22 protein-coding genes are annotated in these 22,879 nt (G+C 69.5%); 11 read left to right on the top strand and 11 right to left on the bottom strand.

Annotated elements, in window-relative coordinates; all coding sequences use genetic code 11:
* The first annotated feature begins 64 nt into the window (after positions 1 to 64).
* Both ACXDC7_RS03100 and ACXDC7_RS03095 read left to right on the top strand, forming a co-directional pair.
* Positions 65 to 691, top strand: coding sequence for a TetR/AcrR family transcriptional regulator (locus tag ACXDC7_RS03100; protein WP_179444872.1), 627 nt, complete (start codon positions 65 to 67; stop codon positions 689 to 691).
* Positions 692 to 749: 58 nt separating this feature from the next.
* A complete protein-coding gene (locus ACXDC7_RS03095) occupies positions 750 to 1,994 on the top strand; it encodes an alpha-hydroxy acid oxidase (protein WP_459221143.1) in 1,245 nt (414 codons plus the stop codon).
* A gap of 111 nt (positions 1,995 to 2,105) precedes the next feature.
* Here ACXDC7_RS03095 and ACXDC7_RS03090 read toward each other — a convergent pair whose 3' ends face one another.
* The 4 genes from ACXDC7_RS03090 to ACXDC7_RS03075 form a co-directional block, all read right to left on the bottom strand.
* Positions 2,106 to 4,655 carry a glycosyltransferase 87 family protein gene (locus ACXDC7_RS03090; RefSeq protein ID WP_459221142.1) on the bottom strand — a complete coding sequence of 850 codons (2,550 nt, stop codon included), beginning with the start codon at positions 4,653 to 4,655 and terminating at the stop codon, positions 2,106 to 2,108.
* Positions 4,652 to 7,099 carry a transglycosylase domain-containing protein gene (locus ACXDC7_RS03085; protein WP_459221141.1) on the bottom strand — a complete coding sequence of 816 codons (2,448 nt, stop codon included), beginning with the start codon at positions 7,097 to 7,099 and terminating at the stop codon, positions 4,652 to 4,654. The genes ACXDC7_RS03090 and ACXDC7_RS03085 overlap by 4 nt, the downstream gene beginning before the upstream one ends.
* Complete coding sequence (locus ACXDC7_RS03080) at positions 7,092 to 7,511, bottom strand: DUF5318 family protein (protein WP_459221140.1); 420 nt, start codon at positions 7,509 to 7,511, stop codon at positions 7,092 to 7,094. The genes ACXDC7_RS03085 and ACXDC7_RS03080 overlap by 8 nt, the downstream gene beginning before the upstream one ends.
* Positions 7,512 to 7,590: 79 nt before the next feature.
* The gene (locus ACXDC7_RS03075; protein ID WP_459221139.1) at positions 7,591 to 8,604 is read right to left on the bottom strand and encodes an ABC transporter substrate-binding protein; all 1,014 of its coding nucleotides are present in this window, start codon (positions 8,602 to 8,604) and stop codon (positions 7,591 to 7,593) included.
* A 114-nt stretch (positions 8,605 to 8,718) separates the two neighbouring features.
* Here ACXDC7_RS03075 and ACXDC7_RS03070 point away from each other — a divergent pair, with 114 nt between their 5' ends.
* A complete protein-coding gene (locus tag ACXDC7_RS03070; protein WP_459221138.1) occupies positions 8,719 to 9,477 on the top strand; it encodes a helix-turn-helix domain-containing protein in 759 nt (252 codons plus the stop codon).
* Here the strand turns inward: ACXDC7_RS03070 and ACXDC7_RS03065 are convergent.
* Positions 9,474 to 10,487 (bottom strand): aldo/keto reductase family protein, encoded by a 1,014-nt coding sequence (locus ACXDC7_RS03065; RefSeq protein ID WP_179444877.1) that lies wholly within the window; start codon positions 10,485 to 10,487, stop codon positions 9,474 to 9,476. The genes ACXDC7_RS03070 and ACXDC7_RS03065 overlap by 4 nt on opposite strands.
* Before the next feature lie 54 nt (positions 10,488 to 10,541).
* A complete protein-coding gene (locus ACXDC7_RS03060) occupies positions 10,542 to 11,573 on the bottom strand; it encodes a substrate-binding domain-containing protein (protein WP_179444878.1) in 1,032 nt (343 codons plus the stop codon).
* A 104-nt stretch (positions 11,574 to 11,677) separates the two neighbouring features.
* On the opposite strand from ACXDC7_RS03060, the gene ACXDC7_RS03055 reads away from it, so the two are divergent.
* The 4 genes from ACXDC7_RS03055 to ACXDC7_RS03040 are packed head-to-tail and all read left to right on the top strand — an operon-like array spanning position 11,678 to position 15,888.
* Positions 11,678 to 12,286 (top strand): DUF1989 domain-containing protein, encoded by a 609-nt coding sequence (locus ACXDC7_RS03055; RefSeq protein WP_179444879.1) that lies wholly within the window; start codon positions 11,678 to 11,680, stop codon positions 12,284 to 12,286.
* 37 nt (positions 12,287 to 12,323) lie between these two features.
* A complete protein-coding gene (locus tag ACXDC7_RS03050) occupies positions 12,324 to 13,628 on the top strand; it encodes an amidase family protein (RefSeq protein WP_459221137.1) in 1,305 nt (434 codons plus the stop codon).
* The gene (locus ACXDC7_RS03045) at positions 13,625 to 15,013 is read left to right on the top strand and encodes an MFS transporter (RefSeq protein ID WP_218843771.1); all 1,389 of its coding nucleotides are present in this window, start codon (positions 13,625 to 13,627) and stop codon (positions 15,011 to 15,013) included. Before ACXDC7_RS03050 ends, ACXDC7_RS03045 begins: the two co-directional genes overlap by 4 nt.
* On the top strand, positions 15,010 to 15,888 hold the full coding sequence (locus ACXDC7_RS03040; RefSeq protein WP_179444881.1) for a polysaccharide deacetylase family protein: 879 nt from the start codon (positions 15,010 to 15,012) through the stop codon (positions 15,886 to 15,888). The genes ACXDC7_RS03045 and ACXDC7_RS03040 overlap by 4 nt, the downstream gene beginning before the upstream one ends.
* Here the strand turns inward: ACXDC7_RS03040 and ACXDC7_RS03035 are convergent.
* On the bottom strand, positions 15,848 to 17,083 hold the full coding sequence (locus tag ACXDC7_RS03035; RefSeq protein ID WP_459221136.1) for a Cmx/CmrA family chloramphenicol efflux MFS transporter: 1,236 nt from the start codon (positions 17,081 to 17,083) through the stop codon (positions 15,848 to 15,850). The genes ACXDC7_RS03040 and ACXDC7_RS03035 overlap by 41 nt on opposite strands.
* The gene (locus ACXDC7_RS03030; RefSeq protein ID WP_459221135.1) at positions 17,080 to 17,736 is read right to left on the bottom strand and encodes a TetR/AcrR family transcriptional regulator; all 657 of its coding nucleotides are present in this window, start codon (positions 17,734 to 17,736) and stop codon (positions 17,080 to 17,082) included. The genes ACXDC7_RS03035 and ACXDC7_RS03030 overlap by 4 nt, the downstream gene beginning before the upstream one ends.
* A 101-nt stretch (positions 17,737 to 17,837) precedes the next feature.
* Here ACXDC7_RS03030 and ACXDC7_RS03025 point away from each other — a divergent pair, with 101 nt between their 5' ends.
* Genes ACXDC7_RS03025 through arr form a run of 3 tightly spaced genes read left to right on the top strand, consistent with a single transcriptional unit; the run spans position 17,838 to position 19,605 of the window.
* A complete protein-coding gene (locus ACXDC7_RS03025; RefSeq protein ID WP_459221134.1) occupies positions 17,838 to 18,863 on the top strand; it encodes a pirin family protein in 1,026 nt (341 codons plus the stop codon).
* A complete protein-coding gene (locus ACXDC7_RS03020) occupies positions 18,856 to 19,161 on the top strand; it encodes a GNAT family N-acetyltransferase (RefSeq protein ID WP_459221133.1) in 306 nt (101 codons plus the stop codon). Before ACXDC7_RS03025 ends, ACXDC7_RS03020 begins: the two co-directional genes overlap by 8 nt.
* Before the next feature lie 15 nt (positions 19,162 to 19,176).
* Entirely contained in the window at positions 19,177 to 19,605 is a 429-nt protein-coding gene (gene arr, locus ACXDC7_RS03015) for an NAD(+)--rifampin ADP-ribosyltransferase (protein WP_459221132.1), read from the top strand.
* Here the strand turns inward: arr and ACXDC7_RS03010 are convergent.
* Positions 19,596 to 20,366: an alpha/beta fold hydrolase gene (locus tag ACXDC7_RS03010; RefSeq protein WP_459221131.1), complete on the bottom strand. Its 771-nt coding sequence runs from the start codon at positions 20,364 to 20,366 to the stop codon at positions 19,596 to 19,598. The genes arr and ACXDC7_RS03010 overlap by 10 nt on opposite strands.
* 81 nt (positions 20,367 to 20,447) lie before the next feature.
* Here ACXDC7_RS03010 and ACXDC7_RS03005 point away from each other — a divergent pair, with 81 nt between their 5' ends.
* The gene (locus ACXDC7_RS03005) at positions 20,448 to 21,062 is read left to right on the top strand and encodes a TetR/AcrR family transcriptional regulator (RefSeq protein WP_459221130.1); all 615 of its coding nucleotides are present in this window, start codon (positions 20,448 to 20,450) and stop codon (positions 21,060 to 21,062) included.
* A 141-nt stretch (positions 21,063 to 21,203) separates the two neighbouring features.
* Here the strand turns inward: ACXDC7_RS03005 and ACXDC7_RS03000 are convergent, their stop codons facing one another.
* Positions 21,204 to 22,166 (bottom strand): alpha/beta hydrolase, encoded by a 963-nt coding sequence (locus ACXDC7_RS03000; RefSeq protein ID WP_459221129.1) that lies wholly within the window; start codon positions 22,164 to 22,166, stop codon positions 21,204 to 21,206.
* 99 nt (positions 22,167 to 22,265) lie between these two features.
* On the bottom strand, positions 22,266 to 22,850 hold the full coding sequence (locus ACXDC7_RS02995) for a TetR/AcrR family transcriptional regulator (RefSeq protein ID WP_459221128.1): 585 nt from the start codon (positions 22,848 to 22,850) through the stop codon (positions 22,266 to 22,268).
* Positions 22,851 to 22,879: the final 29 nt, after the last annotated feature.

Raw genomic sequence — 22,879 nt, 5'->3', positions numbered from 1 at the left:
ATACGGAACTGTATCGGACGAGTCTGCCCGACCCAACCCCTGCCCCACAGCCCGGAGGAGTTCCATGCCGCAGGCCGGCGAGTCGCAGATCAGCGTGCGCCGCGAGCAGACCCGCGAGCGGCTGCGCGAGGCTGCGCTGGAGGTCTTCGCCGAGCGCGGCATCCTCGCCGGCAGCGTCGAGGAGATCTCGGAGCGAGCGGGCTTCACGCGCGGGGCGTTCTACTCCAACTACGGCTCCAAGGACGACCTGTGCCTGGAACTGCTCCGGGGGCTGGTGCAGACCCAGGTCGGCACGAGCCTGGATGCCATCGCCCGGATCGGCGCGTCCGCGGTCAGCCTGGACAGTGTCGCCGAGCAGGCCGCCGACGTGTTCGCGCTGCTCCAACCACAGGATCGGACGCGCGCGCTGTTCCTGGCCGAGATCGAGCTGTACGCCGCGCGTACCCCCGAGTTCACCCAGCGCTACCGCGAACACGAGCGCGAGCTCAAGGGCGCCTTCGCCGATGTGATGCGCGCCGCGGTCGACCGGGTGGGGCTGGCCTGGGCGGTTCCGGAGGCGGAGGCTGCCGAGCTGCTGGGCACGGTGCACCACCAGTTCGTGGACACGTGGCTGTTGACCGGCGAGTTCGACAAGCAGGCGCTGGAGCGGTTGCTCCGCCCGCTGCTGCGGGCGCTGCTGGTCAGTCGCTGACGGGGGCTGCTTCGGGCCTAGACTCTGGCCAGGACATCGGACCAATGGAGGACCGCTCATGCCGATTCGGATGCAGCGCCGGCTGCCCAGCCTGGCCGACCTGCGGCCGCTGATGGGCTTCCGCGCCCCGGAGTTGAACCCGCGCCGGCGCCGGCTGGCGAAGGCGCTGACCATCGCGGACCTGCGGCGGATCGCGAAGCGACGCACCCCGCGCGGGGCGTTCGACTACACCGACGGCGCGGCCGAGGGCGAGTTGTCGCTGCGGCGCGCGCGGCAGGCGTTCAAGGATGTGGAGTTCCATCCTCGGGTGCTGCGCGATGTGTCCCGGGTCGACACCGGCTGGGACGTCCTCGGCGCCCGGGTCGCCCAGCCGTTCGGCATCGCACCGACCGGATTCACCCGGATGATGCAGTCCGAGGGAGAACGCGCGGGCGCGACCGCGGCCGAGGCGGCGGGCATCCCGTTCGCGCTGTCGACGATGGGCACGACATCGATCGAGGATGTGGCGCAGGCGGCCCCGGGCGCGCGGCGCTGGTTCCAGCTCTATCTGTGGAACGACCGCGAGGCATCGCTGGAGCTGGTGCGGCGGGCCTGGTCGTCGGGCTATGACACCTTGCTGGTGACGGTGGACACGCCGGTCGCCGGGAACCGGATGCGCGATGTCCGCAACGGGTTCACGGTGCCGCCGAGCCTGACGCCGGCGACCGTGCTGGACGCGGCGTGGCGGCCGGAGTGGTGGATCAACTTCCTGACCACCGAGCCGTTGAGCTTCGCCTCGATCAGCGGCGGCCCGGAGGGCGTGATCAAGCAGATCAACACCATGTTCGATCCGACGATCTCACCGGAGGTGGTGCGCGAGGTACGCGCGCTGTGGCCGGGCAAGCTCGTGATCAAGGGCATCCAGTCCGTGGAGGACGCGCGGGATGCGGTCGGGATGGGCGCCGACGCCGTGCTGTTGTCCAATCACGGCGGTCGGCAGTTGGACCGGGCGCCGGTGCCGTTCCACCTGTTGCCGGATGTGGTGCGCGAGGTCGGCTCGGACGCCGAGGTCCACATCGACACCGGCATCACCGACGGCGCCGACATCGTCGCGGCGATCGCGCACGGCGCGCGGTTCACGCTGGTCGGGCGGGCGTACCTCTATGGCCTGATGGCCGGCGGTCGCGAGGGCGTCGACCGGATGATCGAGATCTTGTCCTCCCAGGTGAAGCGGACCATGCAGTTGCTCGGGGTCGCGTCGCTGGAGGAACTGGAGCCGGGGCATGTCACCCAGCTCGTCCGGATGGCGCCCCGCGCCCGCTGAGCCCCCGCGCCGATCGACACGCGCCGATCGGGCAGGCGTACCCAATCCCTTCGTGAGCTATCGCCCCCTGAGGTCCGCCCCAGGCGGCGATAACTGACGACACGATGGCCGTCAGCTTGCCCACTGGCCGGAGTAGTACATCCAGGCCCACAAGATCATCAGGGCCGGGGAGACGACGGCCCAGCCGATCCGGAACACCCGCTGCAGCACCACCCCGCGCGCGGTGGCCGGCCGGTCCAGCGCCAGGTGGGCGAGCATGATCCACAACGGGAACCAGACCAGAATGGCCCGGTTCACCGACTGCAGCCAGTACGAGGTGGAGAATGCGACCAACTGGATCGCCATATAGCCCGCCTCGGCCCACAGCCGGCGCCGCAGGCACCAGCCGACCACCACGACGCCGGCGACGAAGGACAAGAACTCGAAGGCGAAGACCACCATCAGATACGGCTGATCGACATAGGAACCGCCGGGATCGACCACCCGCAAGGTGTTCAGGATCGATGTCCAGGGCATGGTGAACTCGCGCGGCCAGCCCTTCTGCTGGGCCTCCGACCAGGCGGACCAGCTCCCGGTCAGCAGATACAGATAGACCGTGTACGCCCCGAGCATGATCGCCGTCACGCCCAGCCACAGGCCGCGCCGCAACCGGCCGCGCCAGTCGATGCCGGACCAGGTGAGCACCATGATCACCAGACCGAACAGCAAGAACAGGCCACTGACCCGCACCGTGCAGGCGAGCCCGGCCAGCACCGCCGCCTGCCACCACTTGTCGGCCCGGGCGCGCTGCCAGGCCCAGAACGCGAACGCGCAGAACAGCGATTCCGAGTACGGCATCATCGTGAACACCGCGGTCGGCGCGAAGATCCAGCCGACCGCCGCCCAGCGCCCGCCCATCCGGGTCAGCGCGAGCGCCGCGATCAGCGAGCACAAGGTGGCGATCAGCACGCCCCAGATGTCGAGCGGAATGCCCACGGCGTTGCCGATCGCCAGCACGATCGGCCACCCCGGATAGAACGCGCGATAGGTCATGTCCAGCGGCTCGTAGCCGTACTGCGCGATCGTGAAGAACCGCTCGGTGTCCCAGTGCCAGACGCTGGTCCACAGGCTCTGCCCGGTGATCGCCATCGTCACCACGAGCGCGATGATCAACGAGCCGCGGCCGAGCAGCCACGCCGGGAGCACGACTCGCATCGCGTGTACGCCGCGGCCGGGCACGCCCAGCGGGGCCAGGGGCGGCGTACCCGGCTTCGCATCGCCGTCCCACAGGCGCCCCCACAACACCGGCAGCGGGACCGTCCGGGCGCGCAACCGTTGCACCCAGGCGGCATCGCGCGTCCCCGCCAGCACCCCGGCGCCGGGATCGTCGACGCCGCCGACCCGCACCGGGTCGTGGCCCGGCCGGTACATGTCGCGGATGATCATCGCCGCGACCCAGACCTCCGTGGTGATCCGGAACAAGATCGCCAACTGGTACGCCGGTGAGGACTGCCCGTCCGCGGCGTACAGCGACCCGTCGAGGTAGATCCACACCGCGATCACGTAGTAGACCTGCCCGACGCCGAAGATCGCCCAGTCGCGCCAGTTCGGGCGGGCCCAGACCATCAGCACGGCAAGGATCAGGCCGTACTGCGGCCGGTAGTCCTGATTGGTGACGAACAGCGCCCACATGATCAGGTACGCCACCTGCGCCACCCGCGGGCGCCGCCACGTCGTCCATGCGATCAGGGCGATCAGCACGACGGCGCCGGCGAACAGGACCGTCGACAAGACGTCCACCTCGGGCAGCGTCCGGCCCGACTGTTCCAGCGCGGCCCACACCGAACCGAGCGTGGTGTTCTGGGTCCATGACGCCAGCCACGCATCCGGTGCGGCGATGATCAGCGGCAGATTGACCGCGGCCCAGGCGAGCAGGAAGCCGCCGGCGGCGTTCAGCCACTCCGAGACCCGACGGCCGCGGATGCAGACGATCAGCAAGGCGATCAACAAGAAGCCGGGATAGATCCGCGCACCGGTGGCCAGGCCCAGCAAGACACCGGCGGCGATCGGGCGCTTGGCCGCCCACGCCCAGAGCCCGGCGACGGCCAGGGCGACGGCGAAGAGGTCCCAGTTGATCAAGCCGGTCATCACCACAACGGGCGAGACCGCGACCATCACCGCATCCCAGCCGCGGCGCTGCGCCCGCAGGGTCGCGAACACGACCAGCAGGAAGCACAGGAACAGCACTACGGCGCTCACCCCGAAGAAGATCGCGCTGCCCTGGCTGAGCTCGGGCTCGGCGGCACCGACGGGCGCCCCCAACAGCACCGCCAACTCGCGCACGAACTCGATCAGCGCGCCGGTCAGCACCGGCTGGTCGAGGGTCGCGCCGAGATAGGGCACCTGCCCCTCGGCGAGACCGCTGGTGGCGTAGGTATTGGTGATGTCGGTGTAGCAGAGATTCGCGAACACCTCGGCGCTGCCGGGCAGGCACGCGCCCTGCCGGATCACCGTGACCAGCCAGGTCAGGGTCGCCAGCAACAGCGCCAGTACCGGCAGGTCCAGCCAGGACCGCTCGCCGACGGCGTGCCGCCCCGTGTCCCCGCCCGTGCCGCGGACGACCCGCCGGACGAATCCGGCGGGTCGTGTCGCGCGCTCCTGCAGGCGGGGCAGCAGGCTCACCCAGGCTCCCCCGTGGGTCTGGGGCCGCTGCGTTCGCGCTGGCCCGACGAGCCGGAGCCCGAGTCGTCGTCACCGGAGTCGGAGCCGTTGCCCGACCCGCTGCCGCTGCCGGACCCACCGCCGTTGCCGTTGCCGGACCCGCTGCCGCTGCCCGATCCGCTGCCGGACCCACCACCGTTGCCCGATCCGCCGCTGTCGCCGGTCGGTCGCGACGTCGGGCGGGTGCTCGGGCGATCGGAGCCACCGTCATCGCCCTGGTCGGGGGTCTGCTCCTCGCGCGGCCGGACGGACTCGTCGTCTCGGGGCTGCGGGGTCGAGGACTCCCCGCCCGAGTTGTCGTCGCGCGGCCGGGACCGCTGGTCGCTGTTGTCGTTGTCGTCGCGGGTACGCCGCTGCGGTGGCGGCGTACCGTCGGTCTTCTCCTTGTCGACGAAGGCCGGCTCCGGGAAGTCCTCGACGGGCATCCCCTCGCTGGCCACCGCCATGTAGTCACCCCATGCCTCGGCGGGATAGCTGCCACCGAAGAAGGTCGAGTTGCCGGGCTTGGCGTACGGGTCGAGGTCACCATTGCCGTCGTCGCCCGCGACGAACATCACCGCGGTCGAGATCTGCTTGGTGTAGCCCACGAACCACGACGATGTCACATCATTGCTCTCGCGGCCATCGACCATCCGTCGCACGCCGTTGGTGCCGGTCTTTCCGGCGACCGGTCGGTCGATCGTGGACACGGCGCTGCCGGTGCCGTCGTCGACGACGCGGGACAGCGCGTAGGTCACGTCGGAGTTCAGGTCGGCGTCGAAAGCCCGCTTGCCCTCGTCGGCGTTCTCGTACAGCACCTTGCCGTCGGCGTCGGTCACCTTGGCCACGATGTGCGGGGCATTGCGTACCCCGTCGTTGGCGAAGGTCGCATACGCACCTGCCATGTTGACCGGGCTGACCTCGGCGATGCCCAGGGAGATCACCGGCACCGGCGCCCAGTCCGGCCCGTCGCCCTTGGGTACGCCGGCCGCCTCGGCGGCATCGATCACCTTCTGCGGGCCATTCGGGTTCATCTGCATGGTCATGTCGACGAAGGCGGTGTTGATCGACTTCGCCGTCGCCTCCAGCATGCTGACCGAGCCGTAGGTGTAGCCGTTCTCGTTGCGTACCGGCTTCTCGGCACCCTCGGGGGTGTAGGCGTTGCCCTCGAAGAAGTCGCGCAACCGCAGACCGTCCTTCAGCGCCGCCGCGACGGCGAAGGCCTTGAAGGTCGACCCGGTCGGGCGGCGGGTGGTCGCCCAGTTGCGCTGACTCTCGACATAGTCCGGCCCGCCGTAGACGGCCCGCAGACCGCCGGTCCGGGTGTCCACCGACGCCATGGCCGGGTGCAGGTTCTTGCCCTTGGAATCCTTGGGGTTGTTCGCGGCCGCCTTGCGCCGGATGTCGGTCGCGGCCCGGACCATCGCGGCCTGGCTGTCCTTGTCGATGGTGGTGGTGATCTGCAGGCCGCCGCCCTGGATCTGCGACTCGTCGAAGCCCTTGGCCGCCAGCTCGTCCTCGACCATCTTGAGCAGGAACCCGTTCGGACCGGCCAGCCGGGAGCTCTGCTTGATCTTCGGGAACTCGGGGAGCTGCTGCCCCATCGCCTGGGCGTCCTGCGGCGTGATCATGCCGTTGTCGGCCATCTGGCCCAGGACATACCGATACCGCTCCAGCAGCCGCGCCTCGTTGTTCTCGCCCTCGGCCGGATCGAAGCGACCGGGGCTGTTCAGCACCGCCGCCAGCACGGCGGACTGCTCGACGCTGAGATCCTTCGCGTCGACATCGAAGTACGCCTTCGCGGCTGCCTGGACGCCGTAGGCGCCCCGGCCGAAGTAGATGGTGTTCAGGTAGCTGCCGAGGATGACCTCCTTGGGCACCTCGCGGCCGATCTTGGCGGCCAGCAACAGCTCGGTGAACTTGCGTTCCAGGGTCCGCTCCGGGGAGAGGTAGAGGATCTTGATGTACTGCTGGGTGATCGTCGAGCCGCCCTGGATGTCGCCGCCGGTGGCGATCACGAAGGCCGAGCGGATCATGCCGGTGATCGAGATCCCCGGGTCGGTCCAGAACGTCGAGTTCTCCGCCGCGACCGCGGCGTCCTTCATCGACTGCGGGATCTCCTCGAACGGGATCGACTGCCGGTTCTGGACCTGGAAGTAGCCGAGCTCGCTCTTGCCGTCGGCGAAGTAGACATTGGAGTTGTTGGTCTGGAAGTCGGCATTCGGGTCGGGGATCTCGGTATTCAGGTACGCCGCCGCGATGCCGCCCATGCCGAGCAGCACCAGCGCCAGCCCGCCGATCGTCACGCCCGCCAGCACCCGGCGCAGCCGTCGGCCGCGGCTCGGCGTACCCTTCGGAGACTTCGCCGGGGTCCGCGAGCCGTTCGCACGGGGCGCGGGATTGGCGCGCTTGCCGGACTCAGCCATAGATGTCCTCAACTGTCGGTTGTCGTCGTGGCGGGCGGCGTTTCACGCCGTCGCCCATCAGCCACGAACTCGTCATGAAGTTCCACCCGCAGTCCGTGCAGACCTCCACCGCGCACACCTTGAACTCGCCGAACTCGTGAGCCATCGGCTCCAGCTCGGCGCGTGCCTTGATGCGGCCGGAGTACTGCCCGAGCTGCGACCCGAACACGTAGTGCAGCACCGCCATGGTGCCAGCCGCGCACACGGGGCAGGCCTGCCCGGCCGACTCGCCGTGGTGCAGCGCAGCCCGGATCAGCATGGGGTCGGCATCGCAGGCCTCCGCCCGGCTGTGCGTACCCCGGGACTGCCGCAGCGCGGCCAGAATCCGGCGGCGCTGCAGCGAGAAGTCTAACACCTCGCGCTGCGACCACATGCCAGCCAGACTACGAGCCGATCAAGCGCTGTGCAGCGCCCGTGGGCGGGTTTCGGCCCGCCGGGTCGGCCGGACCGGGTCAGCCGAACCGCTGTTCGATGGTGTCGATCAACTCCATCGTGTCGTCGTAGTCGGCGCGCAGCGCGCTCTGCGGCAGGTCGAAGGCGGAGCCGTTGCGGAACGCGGGCAGCCGGCCGAGCACCGGATCCTTGGCGAGGGCCGCGACGGTCTGGTTCGGGTCGTCGAAGGGGACCACGAAGATCGTGGCCGGGTCGAGCACGACGCCGGCATTCTCCGGCGAGACCTCGAACATGTCTCCACCGGGCGTGTACGGCACGGCGCCGTTGCGCTGCGCCAGCGGGGCCGGCTCGAACCCGAGCTCGGTCAGCAGGGTGATCAGGCCGGCATCGTCCATCAGCACATAGACCTTGCCGCTGCTGGCGCGGCTGATCACGGTCGACGGTTTCGACGGCGGCGTGATCGCGGCGGCGACCTCGGCGACGCGCGCGTCATAGGCGGCCCGCAGTTCGTCGTAGCGCTGCGGGGCAGCGAAGACGTCGCCGGCCAGGAAGCTCAGCTGCTCCTGCCAGGTCTGCAGAGTCTTCGGTACCAGGACGGTGGGCGCGATCGCGGAGAGTTGGTCATAGACCTGCTCGGCCTGCGCGAACGGGAAGCCGAGGCCGCCGGCGATGATCAGGTCGGGCCGTTGGGCGGCGATCGCCTCCAGGTTGAAGCCATCGGCCGGCCAGGGCAGGAAGACCGTTCCGGCGGCCGCGGCTTGGTCGGCCCAGGCCGGCGCCGCGACGCCCTCGGTGTCGGTGAACTCGGGGACGACCGCGGCGACCGGCTGATCGAGCTGGAACAGGTAGCCGGCCAGCGCATGGTTCAGCACGACGATGCGCTGCGGCCGCACCGGAACCTGCACCTCGCCCTTGATCGTCGCGACGGTGCGGGTCGCGTCCGTCCCGGGCGCGAGCGGCGCGGCCGGCGCGACGCCACAGGCGGTCGCCAGGGCCAGCAGGGCGGCAGCGAATGCGGTCGCCGCACCGCGGGCGGAGAAGGAGCGCCGGGCGGCGCTGGTCATGCTGGACATCGACACCTCTTCGATCGGACGGTTAGGTTAACCTAACCTCGTTTCGTGACCGGTACGCCGCCGAAGCTGCCGTCTCCGGCGACGGAGCTGCCATCACCGGTGAAAGGGGAGCAGATGACCACGCCGCTCGCGGCCGCGGTGCCGCGCACGGCCGTTCGTTTTCTCGGGCATGCCACGCACCACCACGACAGTCCCCATCTGGTGCACCTGGTCCGTGGCGCCGCGGAGGTGGTCGCCGACGGGCAGCGCCACGCGCTGGCGGCCGGGGAGACGCTGTGGCTGGCGACCGGCGTACCGCACTCCGTGCAGACGACGCCGGGAGCGATCGTCTTCGGGCCGATGATCACCCGCGAGCCGCCCCGGCGGGTCCGCGCGCTGGGGCACCGGCCCGAGCTCGCGGAACTGATGCTGACGGCGGTGGCGGCAAGCCCGCGGGCCACGGAGATCGTTCCCTTCCGCGAGGCCATCGACAGGCTCCTGGCCGGGATCGACCGGCCCCGGTTCTCACTCGAGCGACCGAGCCACCCGGTCGCCCGGGAGATCGCGGACCGGCTGCTGGCCGGCGATCGCTGGACGCTGGGCGCGACTCTTCCGGAGCTCGCCGAGCGGCATCTGAGCAGCGTGCGGCAGATCCAGCGATGGTTCGGGGACGAGACCGGGCAGGCGTTCGCGCGCTGGCGTACCCGCGCCCGGTTGAATCTCGCCCTGGCCGAGCTCGCCGGCGGCGCGCCCCCGGCCCGCGCCGCACGGGCGGCCGGCTATGCGACCCGGGACGGGCTGCTCCGGGCGCTCGCGCGCGAAACCGGCCGGCCGTACGCAGACATCGCCCGCGACCCGTTGGGGACCTCGGGTGAGCCGGCCGTGGGGTGCTAGGTCAGCCGAGTCTTCGAGGAGGACTTGGCGGTGTTCGCGGGGTCGCGCTCCACGACATCGCCCAGGGCGTCGTCGATCCGGCCCATCAGCTCCGCAGGGATCTCGACGCCGGCGGCCTTGACATTGTCGGTGACCTGCTCGGGCCGCGACGCGCCGACGATGGCGGCGGCCACGTTCTTGTTCTGCAGTACCCAGGCGATGGCGAGCTGGGCCATGGTGAGGCCGAGTTCGTCGGCGATCGGGCGCAGGTCCTGGACCCGCCGCAGCACCTCGTCCTTGGACAACCAGGACTTGATCATGTCCGCGCCGCCCTTGGTGTCGGTCGCGCGGGAGCCCTCGGGCGGCTGCTCGCCCGGCGCGTACTTGCCGGTGAGTACGCCCTGGGCGACCGGCGACCAGACGATCTGGGAGATGCCGAGCTCCTCGCTGGTCGGCACCACCTCGTCCTCGATCACCCGCCACAGCGCGGAGTACTGCGGCTGGTTGGAGATCAACTGGATCTTCAGCTCCTTGGCGAGCGCGTGCCCGCGGCGGAGCTGGTCGGCGGTCCACTCGGAGACGCCGATGTAGAGCACCTTGCCCGAGTGCACGAGGTCGGCGAAGGCGACCATCGTCTCCTCCAGCGGCGTCTCATGATCGAACCGGTGTGCCTGGTAGAGGTCGACGTAGTCGGTCTGCAGCCGCTTCAGCGATGCGTGCAGGGACTCCATGATGTGCTTGCGGGACAGGCCGGTGTCGTTGGGACCCATCGGGCCGGTCGGGAAGTACACCTTGGTGAAGATCTCCAGCGACTCGCGCCGCTCGTCCTTCAGCGCGTCGCCGAGGACCGCCTCGGCCGCGGTGTTGGCGTAGGTGTCGGCGGTGTCGAAGCTGGTGATCCCGGCGTCGAGCGCCGCGCGCACGGAGGCGATCGCCGCGTCCTTCTCCACCTGGGAGCCGTGGGTGAGCCAGTTGCCGAACGTGATCTCGCTGATCTTCAGGCCACTGTTGCCGAGGTAGCGGAAGTCCATGCCCGCGACGTTACTCCGCGGCGAGATGCCCCAATTAGGGGGCGAGCAGATCTGTCACTGACGCCTTGTGCGGGCAGTCGAGGTCGACTGCCGCACGATGAGACTCGGCTCCAGCGCCACCGATTCCGGCTTCGCACCGCCGAGCACGTCCTCCAGAAGCGCGAATGCCGACTTGCCGATCTCGACCATCGGCGAGCGGATAGTCGTCAGGGGCACCGACAGACTCGCGGCCAGTGGCGTGTCGTTGTAGCCGACGACGGCGACATCATCGGGTACGCGGAGACCGCGCTCTCGCAATCCGCCGATCGCTCCTATCGCCGCGAAGTCGTTGGTCGCGAATATGGCGTCCGGTGTCGAGCCAGTGTCGAGCAGTTGCTCGACGCCTTGCCGTCCGGCCGCGGCGTCGAATCCGGTGCGGACAACTCGACTCGGATCCAGGTCCAACCCGGCCTCCTCGAGCCCGCCACGCAGTCCCGCAATCCTCAGGTTGGCCGTCGAGGCGTAGTCGGGGCCCGCGATCACAGCGATGTCGCGGAATCCGGACTCGGCCAGGTGGCGCGCCACCAGTCGACCCCCGTGCCGGTCGTCTGCGAACGCTCCGACAAAGTTCCCCGACGTGCGCGACGTGAGCACGAACGAGACACCCTCTGCCGCCAGCTTCTCCAGCAATGGGTCGTCGGCGCGAGCGTCGGCGAAGATGATTCCGTCCACCCGTCGGTCCAGGAACTTTCGCACCCTTGACTCTCGCTGACCGGGGTCGTCGAGGGAGTTCGTCACGAACGCGGCATAGCCGTGTTCGAACGCGGCCGCGTCGATCCCTTCGAAGATCGTTGCCAGCACGAAGTCCTGTAGCCGTGGAACGAGGACACCGACGTGCTGAGACCGCGAAGTACGCAGGCTCGCTGCGTGAGGATTGCGTCGATAGCCCAGGGCAGCGGCACGGTCCAGGATTCGCTTGACCGTCGCCGGACTCGCCCACCTCTCCCGATGCTCAGGAGCGCTGTTCAGCACTCGCGAAACCGTGGACACATCGACCCCGACGGCCGCCGCGACCGTCTGCAGCGTCGGAGCCTTCTGCTTCGTCACGGAGCTCCGCCCACAATGACGTCCGAGCCGAATGATCGCATGCCATTGACTCTACCCAACCGTTTGGGTACGTTCTTACCCAAACGATTGGGGAGGCGAGCATCATGACTCGACTTGCGGCCCGCTCGGGGACGGCAATTCCACTCGCGGCCGGCCAGGAGTTGGTGATCACGAACACCAGTGGTGAGCAGGTTGTCGACGCCTGGGCGCTCGCCGCCAGCGATTCCCGGCGGTTCACGTCGGCGCCACACACCTGGATGTCGACGGGTCGCCTGGGGCTCCGGCTCGGCGACGACCTGCTCGACAACACGCGGCGCCCGATGTTGCGCCTGGTCGAGGACACCAGCCCTGGCGATCACGATCTGCTGATCCCGAGTTGCGATCTGGCCCGGTATCGGCAACTGGGCGTTGAGGGCTACCACGACAATTGCCGCGACAACTACTTCGAAGCCCTCGCCGCGGCCGCCATCGATGCCCTCCCATTCCTGCCCCAACCGATCAATCTGTTCATGAGGGTCCCGATCGGCCGCGACGGATCGCTGTCGATTCACCCACCGCGGGCCGCGCCCGGCGACCGCGTGCGGCTACGCGCGCTGGACGATGTGGTCGTTGTTCTCTCCGCCTGCCCTCAGGATCTGGCCCCGACCAACGGCATCGGGCGAGCCCCGACCGGCGTGGACGTTGCGGTCGTCGACACCGAGTCACGTCCATGATCATCATCGACACCGACGACGCCCCCAGGATGATCACATGAGTGCGGGCAGGTGCCACACACGCCTCCAGGACGTCCTGCAGGCCGCCGGTTCCGCGCGCGATGTCTTTCTACAGATCACCGCTTCTCGCGCCGAGTCCGAGGCTGCCCACTCGCTGCAGTCTGCCGGCAAGCTGGCGGGGGTTGCGTTCGCGGTGAAGGACGTCTTCGATGTTCGCGGTACTCGCACATCGGGGGGCTCGCAGCTCTTCGACCATCGCCCGCCGGCGATGGCAGACGCCGCGGCGGTCGCTCGCCTTTCGGCAGCCGGCGGGGTGTTGGTCGGCAAGACGACGCTGAGTGAGTTGGCGTACTCCGGCCTGGGGGTCAACGAGCGATTCGGCACGCCGACGATGCGGATCGCCGGAAAGGATCACCTCGTCGGAGGATCTTCCTCCGGCTCGGCCGCCGCGGTACGCGCGGGGATCGTTTCCCTCGCGTTGGCCAGCGACACGTCGGGATCCACCCGGATCCCCGCAGCATGGACCGGCGTGTTCGGATTCCGACCGACCCTCGATCGATATCCCCGCCTTGGGATGATGGCTCTCGCACGATCTCTGGACGCCGTGGGCGTCGTCGCTGCCAGCCTCGCCCTGATCAACACTGCCGACGAGGTTCTCGCTGATGATCACACCGCACTCGACCCGCCCCGATCGCCGCCTCCGTTTGTCGTTCCGGCCCACGACCAGTTGTTGTCGTGCGACCCTCGGGTGACCGGGAGATTCCTCGAGACGATCGAGCACCTGCGGCAGCTCGGTCTGCGGATCCACCAGCGGCCGCTCGCATCCCTTGCCGCCGTCCGATCGATGCACCAGCGACATCTGCCGATAGTCGAGGCCGAGGCGCTGAGAGCGTTCGGGACGTATCTGGCCCTGCACCCCGACCGGCTCGGCCCGGCGGTGCGGAGCCGACTCGAGTCGGCCCGGCGCAACTCCCACCATCGCTCGGCTCGGCCCCTTGTTGCCGCCATGCCGTCGCTACGTGCCCAGTTCCGGCGTGAGCTCGGGCGCTGCCTCCTGCTCATCCCTCCCGTGGAGATTGACCCACCGCAGCTCGCGGAGGCGCAGACCATCGAGGCGCAGACCACCCTCAACCATCGCGCGCTACGACTGCCGATGATCTTCAGCTATCTGGACGCTCCGAGCCTCGTCCTCCCCGTCGGCCAGCAGGGTCCAGGATCCCCCCGGTGCCTCCAGGTGACGGGAGCATCCGGACATGACCGGCGCGTGCTCCACGCCGCTTTGCACCTCCAATCCGCAGTCCCCAGTCACCCGTCACCATCGTTCAAAGGAGAATCGAGATGACCGCGTCACGAATGGCCCCACCCCTCAACCCGAACCTGCGCAAGGTATCGGGGCGCGAGGTTCGGGGTGCAACCACCATCGCGTTCGTCGCCTGGACGATCGCCGTTTACGACTTCATCCTGTTCGGCACACTTCTGCCGCGGATCCAGGAGTCGTTCGGGTGGGACACAAGCTTCGCTCTGCTCGTCTCGACTCTGGTGAGCCTCGGAACGGGTCTGATGGTCCTTGTCGTCGGGCCGTTGATCGACCGTTTCGGGCGTCGCAGGGGCATGATCGTCTCGATCGCCGGAACTGCGATGTCGTCAGCGGCCACGGCCGCCGTTCAGGGCGTCGGCTCGCTGGTCGCGGTCCGGTCGATCAGTGGAGTCGGTCTGGCCGAGTCCTCGATCAACGCCACCTATCTGAACGAGTTGTACTCACAGTCCGAGGACGAGAAGGTGCGCCGGAACAAGGGGTTCGTGTACTCCTTCGTACAGGCTGGATGGCCGGTGGGGGCGCTGGTTGCCGCGGCGTTCGTCGCTGGCGTGACAGCGATCTGGGGCCCGGGGAGCTGGCGCACTGCGTTCCTGCTCGCGACGATACCGGCCGTGCTGACAGCCATCTTGTGCCGGAGGTTACGCGAAAGCCCGCAATACCAGGTCATGTCCACGGCGCGCCGGTTGCGTGCGGCGGGTGAGACCACGCGGTCACGAGATCTGCTGACATCGGCCGGGCTGGCGCCCACGACCCGGACGCCGCTGGTTGAGATCTTTCGTGGGCCGCTCCTGCGAAACACGGTGTTCTTGTCACTGGCGTGGATCTTCAACTACTTCGGCCTGCAGGTCTTCTCCGTTCTCGGTACAACCGTCCTCGAGACCGGTAAGGGGCTGAGCGCCGGCACAACCTTGGCGCTCGTCGTTGCGTCGAACGTGGTCGGCGCCATGGGTTATGTGTTCTTCGGCTGGGCGGGCGACCGCTGGGGCCGGCGCCGCGTCATCTCAACCGGCTGGATCGCGTCCGGGGCCGTGTTCGCCGCACTGTTGCTCGGCCCGAGCGACCCGGTGTTCGTTCTCGCCACCTATATGGCGGGCTTGTTCTTGATGCTTGGCCCGTACTCGGCACTGATGTTCTTCCAGACAGAGTGTTTCGATGCCGCGTGTCGAGGAACCGGAAGCGCATTCGCGTATGCGATGAGCCAACCTGGCGCAGTCATCGGCGGCCTGCTGCTCGCCGCGCTGACCGCGTCCATGCTGCCGTTCTCGATCGCCGCCGCGTTGGTCGGCGCACTCGGGCTGGCGCTGTCCGGACTGTTCATCCTCGGCGCACGACCCGTCCGGCCGAGTGGCGACGACTGGCGGGAAGCCGTGGACGCGCCGGGCTCGGTCCACCGCGGAACGATCTCATGACCGCGCGCTGGCTCGGCGATTGCGCCGCCACGGGGACGATCACGTTCGACGTCGATGCGGAGAGTGCGATCCTCGCCCACGACTTGAAGTACGCCGACCACGCCATGATCATGTCGCACCAGGCATACGGGCCAGATGTTGGCGTACCGCGGCTGCTTGACGTCTTGGATCAGGTCGGGATCCAGGCGACCTTCTTCATGCCGGGCTGGGTGGCGAAGGTACGCCCGCGTCTTGCGTCGACAATCGTCGATCGCGGCCATGAGGTCGCCCATCATTCGTACAGCCACCAATCCCCGACCGATCTCACCGACGCCGCCCAGCATGCAGACTTCGAGCGAGCCTGCGAGGTGTTCGCATCGCAGGGAGTCGAAATCTTCGGTCATCGGGCAGCGATGTGGGAGGCGACGTCGTCGACCCTCGACCTGGTGCGCGAGTTCGGGCTGTCCTACGACTCCTCACTGATGGGCGATGACAAGCCGTATCGGATCTCGGCCGACGGCGTACGCCCTCTCGCCGAACTGCCCGTGCACTGGTCGCTCGATGACTGGGAGCAGTACGCTTTCCTTCCCTCACCCGCGGTGGGCAATGTGATCGAGTCGCCCGCAAAGGTGCTCGAGATGTGGAAACTCGAGATCGACGCCATGCTCGAGTTCGGTTCGCTGTTCAATCTCACCTGCCACCCGTTTCTCAGCGGCCGACCGAGCCGCGCCGTGGCGCTCCGCAGCCTGATCGAGTACGGCCTCGAGCAAGGCATGCGTTTCGCCACCTGTCGAGATGTCGCCGCCGACGTGCTCGCGGACTCCCAGGTCCGAGAGGTTCATCAGCGACACCTCATCACCGGGACCGGGGATTACCCCCAGACGCCCGGGCGGTAGCTCGGCGCAAGGACACGCCGTCGCGCGCCATCGCGTACCGGACCAGGGCAAGCGCGCCGAGCGCCAGCGCGATGCCGACGAGCAGCGGCGCGCGGAAGCCGAGGCCGAGCGCGATCACGGCGCCACCGAGCGCCGGACCGAGCGCGTTGCCGACGTTGAACGCGGCGGTGTTCATGCTGGCCGCCAGGGTGGGCGCCGAGGTCGCGATCTGGAAGACGCGGGCGTTCAGCGCGCCGGCGATCGAGAATCCGGTGGCTCCGACCAGCGCCACCGCGGCGACCGCGGCGGGCCAGACGGGCGCGACCAGCCAGAGCAGCGCGAGGGCTGCGGCCAGTGACACCAGGCTGCCGATCAGGTTGCCGAACAGGTTGCGGTCGGCGAGTCGGCCGCCGACGGTCACGCCGATCAGGGCGCCGACGCCGAATCCGACGAGGACGAGGGGTACGCGGTCCGGCGCCAGCCCGGACACCCGGATCAGCAGGGGCGCGAAGTAGGAGAAGGACGCGAACACCGCGGCCTGGAACAGCGCCGTGGTCGCCAGGGCGACCCAGATCCGGCCGTGTCTGAAGGCCTGCGTCTCCGCGGCGAGCACCTGCCCGACCCGCGGGGCGTCGGCCGGGCGCGGCTCGGCCGGCACGGTGAGCGCGATCAGCACGGCGGCGAGCGCGGTGACCGCCGCTACCCCCCAGAACGTCGCCCGCCAGCCGTACTGCGTACCCACCCAGGCGCCGAGCGGTACGCCGATCAGATTGGCCACGGTCAGCCCGCCAACCAGCGCGGCCAGCGCCCGCCCGGTTGCCTGCGGCGGGGTGACCCGGACGGCGACCACCGCGGCCACCGCCCAGAACCCGCCGCAGGCGACCGCCGCGACGACCCGCGAGAGCGCCAGCAGCGCGTACCCCTGGGCGAGCGCGCCCAGCACGTGCGCCGCGGCGAAGATCACCGCGGTGATGATCAAGGTCGGTTTGCGTGGGAGGCCGAGGGTGAGCAGCGCCATCCCCGGCGCGCCGACGATCATCCCGACGGCGAACGCGGTGATCAACAGGCCGGCCTCGGGGATGGAGACGCCGAGGTCGGCCGCGATCAGCTCCAGGATGCCGGCGATCATGAACTCGCTGGTGCCGAGGCAGAAGATCACGGCGGCGAGCAGGAAGACGACGCCCGGTACGCGGGCGGCGGGTGTGGACGGGCTCATCGGACGGTCCTCTCGGGGTCTTCGGGAAGGAGGTGGCCGTCATTGTCCACGGTCAGTGTTGTGCTTCCGGACGGCGTGCACCAGCCGGTGATCAAGGCATCGATCTGCTCGACGATCTGGGCCTCCGGGGCGATCCGCGCGGTCACCCGCAGGCCGGCCATCGCGGTGTGCAGCAGGCCGGCGCTCACCCGCGGATCGAGCTCGGCCCGCAGGTGGCGCTGGCGCTGGCCGCGCGCGATCAGCTCGGCGTACAGCTCGACCCAGCCCTCCCGGTCGGCGTCGATGATCGTGGCATAGCGCTCGATGCTGCGACCGAGCTCCAGGGCGGTGTTGACGACCAGGCAGCCGCGGCGGTTCTCGTCGGCGTACTGCGCGAGGAGCTGGGAGGTCAGGCGGTGATGCAGCAGGCGGGGCGCGGGCGCGGCGCTGTCGCGGTAGCGCTCGCGCGCGGCGGCGCCGGCGGCCGTGTAGGCCCGCAGGGCCTCGTCGAACAGCGCGTCCTTGTCGCCGAAGCCGTGGTAGAAGCTCGATCGGCCGATGCCGAGGGCGTCGCACAGGGCGACGACGTCGAGTCCGGCGTACCCGTGATCGGTGAACGCGCCGATCGCCGCGCCGACGAGCTCGTCGCGGCTGTGTCGAGGTGGTCGTCCCATGGACCCATGCAAACAGTTTTGGACATCGATGTCCAGAAGTCTCGCGGGCCGAGACGGGCGCGGGCGCGGCACCGGATGGGGGTGCGGATTAGGCTGGGGCAATGACGAACCCGGAGCGAGCGCCGGACGAGGTCAGGCTCAGCGACGAGGCATGCGGCCCGGCGCTGCTGGAGCCGCGCGAGGTCCCGCTCGGCGGCCCGCGGGCCATGACGGTACGCCGCACGCTGCCGCAGCGCGAGCGATCCCTGATCGGCGCGTGGTGCTTCCTTGATCATTACGGGCCGGACGAGGTGGCGGCGACCGGCGGCATGCAGGTGCCGCCGCACCCGCACACCGGCCTGGCGACCGTGAGCTGGCTGTTCACCGGCGAGATCCGGCACCGCGACAGCCTGGGCAACGACGCGCTCGTCCGGCCCGGCGAGCTCAATCTGATGACCGCGGGCCGCGGGATCAGCCACTCGGAGCGTTCCACCGAGCAGACCGACACCTTGCACGGGGCGCAGTTGTGGCTCGCGCTGCCGGAGGCGGCCCGTTCGGTCGAGCCGGCGTTCGAGCACTACGCCCCGCCGGCGATCACCGGCCCCGGGTGGCAGGCGCGGGTGTTCCTGGGCGAGCTGGCCGGGCATGCCTCGCCCGTCGCCACGCACACGCCGCTGGTCGGCGCCGAGTTGATCATGGAGCCCGGCATCGAGGTCGAGTTCGTGGTCCGGAGCGGGTTCGAGCACGGCGTGCTGGTCGACGCGGGTGAGGTTCGCGTCGGCGACCTCGCGGTGCCGACGGGAGCACTGGCGTACCTGCCGCCCGGCGAGGCCAGGCTGCGGATCGCCAACGGCCCCGAGCGCGCGCGGCTGCTGCTGCTCGGCGGCGAGCCGTTCGGCGAGGACGTGGTGATGTGGTGGAACTTCGTCGGGCGCAGCCACGACGAGATCGTGGCGTACCGCGCGGCATGGCAGGCCGAGATCGGCGCCGGGCCCGCGGTGGACGCGCCGGGGGCGAGCTACGGGCTGCCCGCCGGCGATCCGGGCGTACCGCTGCCGGCGCCGGAGCTGCCGAACGCACCGATCAAGCCGCGGCGCAATCCCGCGCCGCCGACCGTTGATGATCGAAAGGAGAGCGCCGATGAGTGATCAACAGGCCGACAATGTCCGGATCGAGCACGCCGAGCGCAAGCACCGCTACGAGGTCTGGGTGGGCGACGACCTGGCCGGCTTCACCCGCTACACGCTGCCGGATGATGATCATGTGGACTTCATCCACACCGAGGTCGGCGACAGGTACGCCGGCCAGGGTCTCGCCGCGCGGCTGGTCCGGGAGGCCCTCGACGACGTGCGCGCGCAGGGCAAGCGGATCATCCCGCACTGCCCCTATGTGGCGAGCTATGTCCGCAAGCACGACGACTGGGCCGACCTGGTCGACTGGCCGTGAGCGGGGCTGCTGATCATGGCTGAGGCGCCGCGACCGTTCGAGGTCTATCGCGAGGGCGTGCTCCTGCACGGCACGAAGGCCAATCTGGCAGTCGGTGACGCGCTGGTGCCCGGGCGCGAGTCCAATTTCGAGAGCGGCCGGGTGATGAACCATGTCTATGTCACCGCGACCCTGGATGCGGCGACCTGGGGCGCGGAGCTGGCGCGCGGCGCGGGTCGCGGTCGGATCTACCTGGTCGAGGCGGACGGCGACCTGGAGGACGATCCGAATGTCACCGACAAGAAGTTCCCGGGCAACCCGACGCGGTCCTACCGCACGCGCGAGCCGGTGCGCGTCGTCGGCGAGCTCACCGACTGGGTCGGGCACTCCCCCGAGCAGGTGCAGGCCATGCGCGACGGGCTGGCCGAGCTGCGGAAACGCGGCGAGGACGTGATCTACGACTGATCATCGAGCAGCGTCCCGATCATGGTGCCGAGTGCGACCGGGTCGTCGACATGGGCGAGGTGGCCCTGGTCCGGGAGCAGCGTGCTGGTCGAGCGCGACAGGCGGGCGGCGACGCGATCGAAGGCCGGGCCGTACGGCTGATGGCCTCGGTTCTGCTCCCCGAGGATCAGTGCGGCGGGCACCCGCTGCCACGCCGGATCGGGCTCGAAGGCGTTCAGCGCAACGAGTTCGGCGGCCAGCGGCTCGGCCAGCCGTCGCAGCTGCGCCCAGGCCGGCCCGGCGCGCAGCGCGGCGACATGCTCGGCGGAGAAGCCCGACACGTCGCGATTGATGATCTCCACCCGGGCGTCGGGGTCCGCGGCGCGCAGGGCCGGTAGCGCGTCCGCCCCGAACGGGCCGAGCACCGGCTCGTAGCCGATCACCCGACGGACGCGATCATCGAGCGCGGCGACTTCGATGGCGATCGTCGCGCCGTAGCTCCAGCCGACCAGGTCGGCCGGCGTGCCGAGTTCGTCCAGCCATGCCCGGAGGTCGGCCACCTCGGTGCTCACGGCGTACCCCTCCCCCAACGGGCCGCTCGGGGCACGCCCGCGCCGGTCGAGGATCAGCACGGGCGCGGTCCGGCCCATCGCGTCGGCGACCGGGACGAAGGCCCGCGCGTCGGCCATCACGCCGGGCACGATGACGATCGGTACGCCCTCGCCCGGCCGCCACAGTCCGTGCAGCCGCACGCCGTCTCGCTCGATCTGCCGTGAATCCATCGCTGCTCGACCTTTCTGGAGCGCCTGCTCCTGATATCGAGGCTAGAGCGAATTCTGGAGCAAGGCAACTAGAATCCGGGCATGGGTACGCGAGGACGGCCGCGCGGCTTCGACCGAGAGGCCGCACTGCTGGCCGCGACGCGGCTGTTCTGGGCGCGCGGCTACGACGGGACATCGCTCGCCGATCTCACGGCGGCGATGGGGATCTCGATGTCCAGCCTCTATGCGGCCTTCGGCGACAAGTTGTCGCTGTTCGCCGAGGCCGTGCAGGCGTACATGCAGCGCTACACCGCGATCTACATCGAGGCCGTCAGGAGCGAAACGGCCCGCGAGGCCGCCGAGCGGATCCTGCGTGATTCGGCCGACGAGTTCACCGACCCGGACCGGCCGATGACCTGTCTGGTGGTCAGTGCCGCGATCCACGGCGGCACCGACACCATCGACGTCCGTAAGACGCTCGATGATCACCAGCGCGCACTGGCCGGCATCCTCACCGAGCGGATCGCCCAGGACCAGGCGGCCGGTCGGCTCGATCCCGGTGTCGATGCGGCGCTGCTCGCCGAGTGGGTGCGTACCGTCTGGGAGGGCCTGTCGAATCAGTCCAATGCCGGTACGCCGCGCGCGGAGCTGCACAAGATCATCGACCTGGCCATGCGGGCCTGGCCGGATCAGGGCGGCAGTTCCGCACTTTCCTGACTCCCGCGACGTCCGGGCCGGGTGCGCAGCGCGCAACGGCGGGGTCGGCGGCGCCGGCCGTCCCGCCGAGAGTCAGGAAAGTGCGACCGATCGGGCCGTGAACAGGCTCACCGCGCAGCGCGCTCGGCCCGACCGGCGGGATCAGTCCGCCAGAACCGCCTTCAGGTGCGCGACGGCCTGGGCGACGGCGGCCTTGGACTGCGGGGTGTCGTGCATCGAGTTCACCATCACGAAATCGTGGATGATCCCGCCGTAGCGAACCTGGGTGACCTCAACCCCGGCCCGGCGAAGCTTCGCGGCGAAGGCCTCGCCCTCGTCGCGAAGCACGTCGGCCTCGGCGGTGATGATCAAGGTGGGCGGGAAGAACGCGAGCTGCTCCTCCGTGGCACGCAGCGGGGATGCGGTGATCTCCGCGCGCTGGTCCTCATCGGTCGTGTACTGGTCCCAGAACCACTTCATCCCGTCGCGGGCGAGGAAGTAGCCCTCGGCGAACTTCTCGTAGGACTCGGTGTCGAAGGCGGCATTCGTCACCGGGTAGAACAACGCCGCGCCGCGGAAGGAGACGTCGCCGCGCTCGTTGGCCATCAGGTTCAGCGCGATGGCCATGTTCCCGCCGACGGAATCCCCGGAGATCGCCACGCGCTCGGGATCAAGATCATGATCCGCCCCGTTGGCGACGATCCACTGGGCGACCGCGTAGGACTGCTCGTTCTGGGACGGATACTTGGCGTCGGGTGCGCGGACGTACTCGGGAAACACCACGGCCGCGCCGGTGCCGACGGCAAGATCACGAACCAGCCGGTCGTGGGTGTGCGCGTCGCCGAAGACCCAGCCGGCGCCGTGGGTGTAAAGGATCACGGGAAGCTTGCCCGTCGCGCCCTTCGGCCGGAGGATCCGCGTCGGCACCTTGCCGGTCGGGCCGCCCTCGACATCGATCCACTCCTCGTCGACCTCGGGCTTGAAGATCTCCTCGTCCTGCACCTCGTCGACGGCCTTGCGGCCCTCCTCCGGCGGGAGCTGATAGAGGAACGGGGGCTCCGAGGTGGCCTCGACGAAGGCCTGGGCCTCCGGCTGCAGGGCGATGTCATGCGGATTGGCGGTCATGATTCTTCCTTTCCTGGTGACGATTCCGGCCGGGCGGGCCTCTCGGTGCCGGCGATGTTTGCGCTGCTCACATCAGCGTAGGAAGCGATGTGAACAGTGTCAACCGCTGCCCGAGGCTGCCGGGGAGAGCACCGCGGCAACCGCCGCGCGTACCCGTTCCTCCACGGCCGACGCCGGCCTCGGAGCGAACTTGCCGTCCAGGTGCAGGAAGGCCAGCCCATGGGCGAGCGACCAGAGCGCCGTGGCGAGCGCGGGCGCATCGGCCTTCGGGAAGCGTTGGCGTACCCCCTCGATGAGGAGCTCGTTCAGCGCGCCGGACGCGCGCACCCGCTCGTCGTTCTCGTCGTCGCACTCGTTACCGAACATCAACCGGAACACTGCCGGCCGGGCCAGGGCAAAGTTCACATACGCCACCGCGAAGCGTGCGACATCGTCGGCCCCCGCGCCGGTCGACAGCCCCGCGAGCTCGCCGTAGAGATCGGTGAAACCCTCCCCGGCCACCGCCGATTCGAGCGCGTCGCGATCGGCGAAGTGCCGGTACGGCGCGGTCGGCGAGACCCCGGCCCGGCGAGCCACGGCGCGCAGCGAGAAGGGTTCGCCGGCCTCCAGGAGCTCGCGTGCGGCCTGGACGAGCGCGGCGCGGAGATCGCCGTGGTGGTAGGCGCCACGCGCCGATGTTGACACTGCTAACTTCGCCTCCTATGCTGATGTGA

Source organism: Naumannella huperziae, assembly GCF_054073625.1.
The sequence above is the reverse complement of the archived record's forward strand: the minus strand, read 5'-3'. Positions and strand labels throughout refer to the sequence as shown.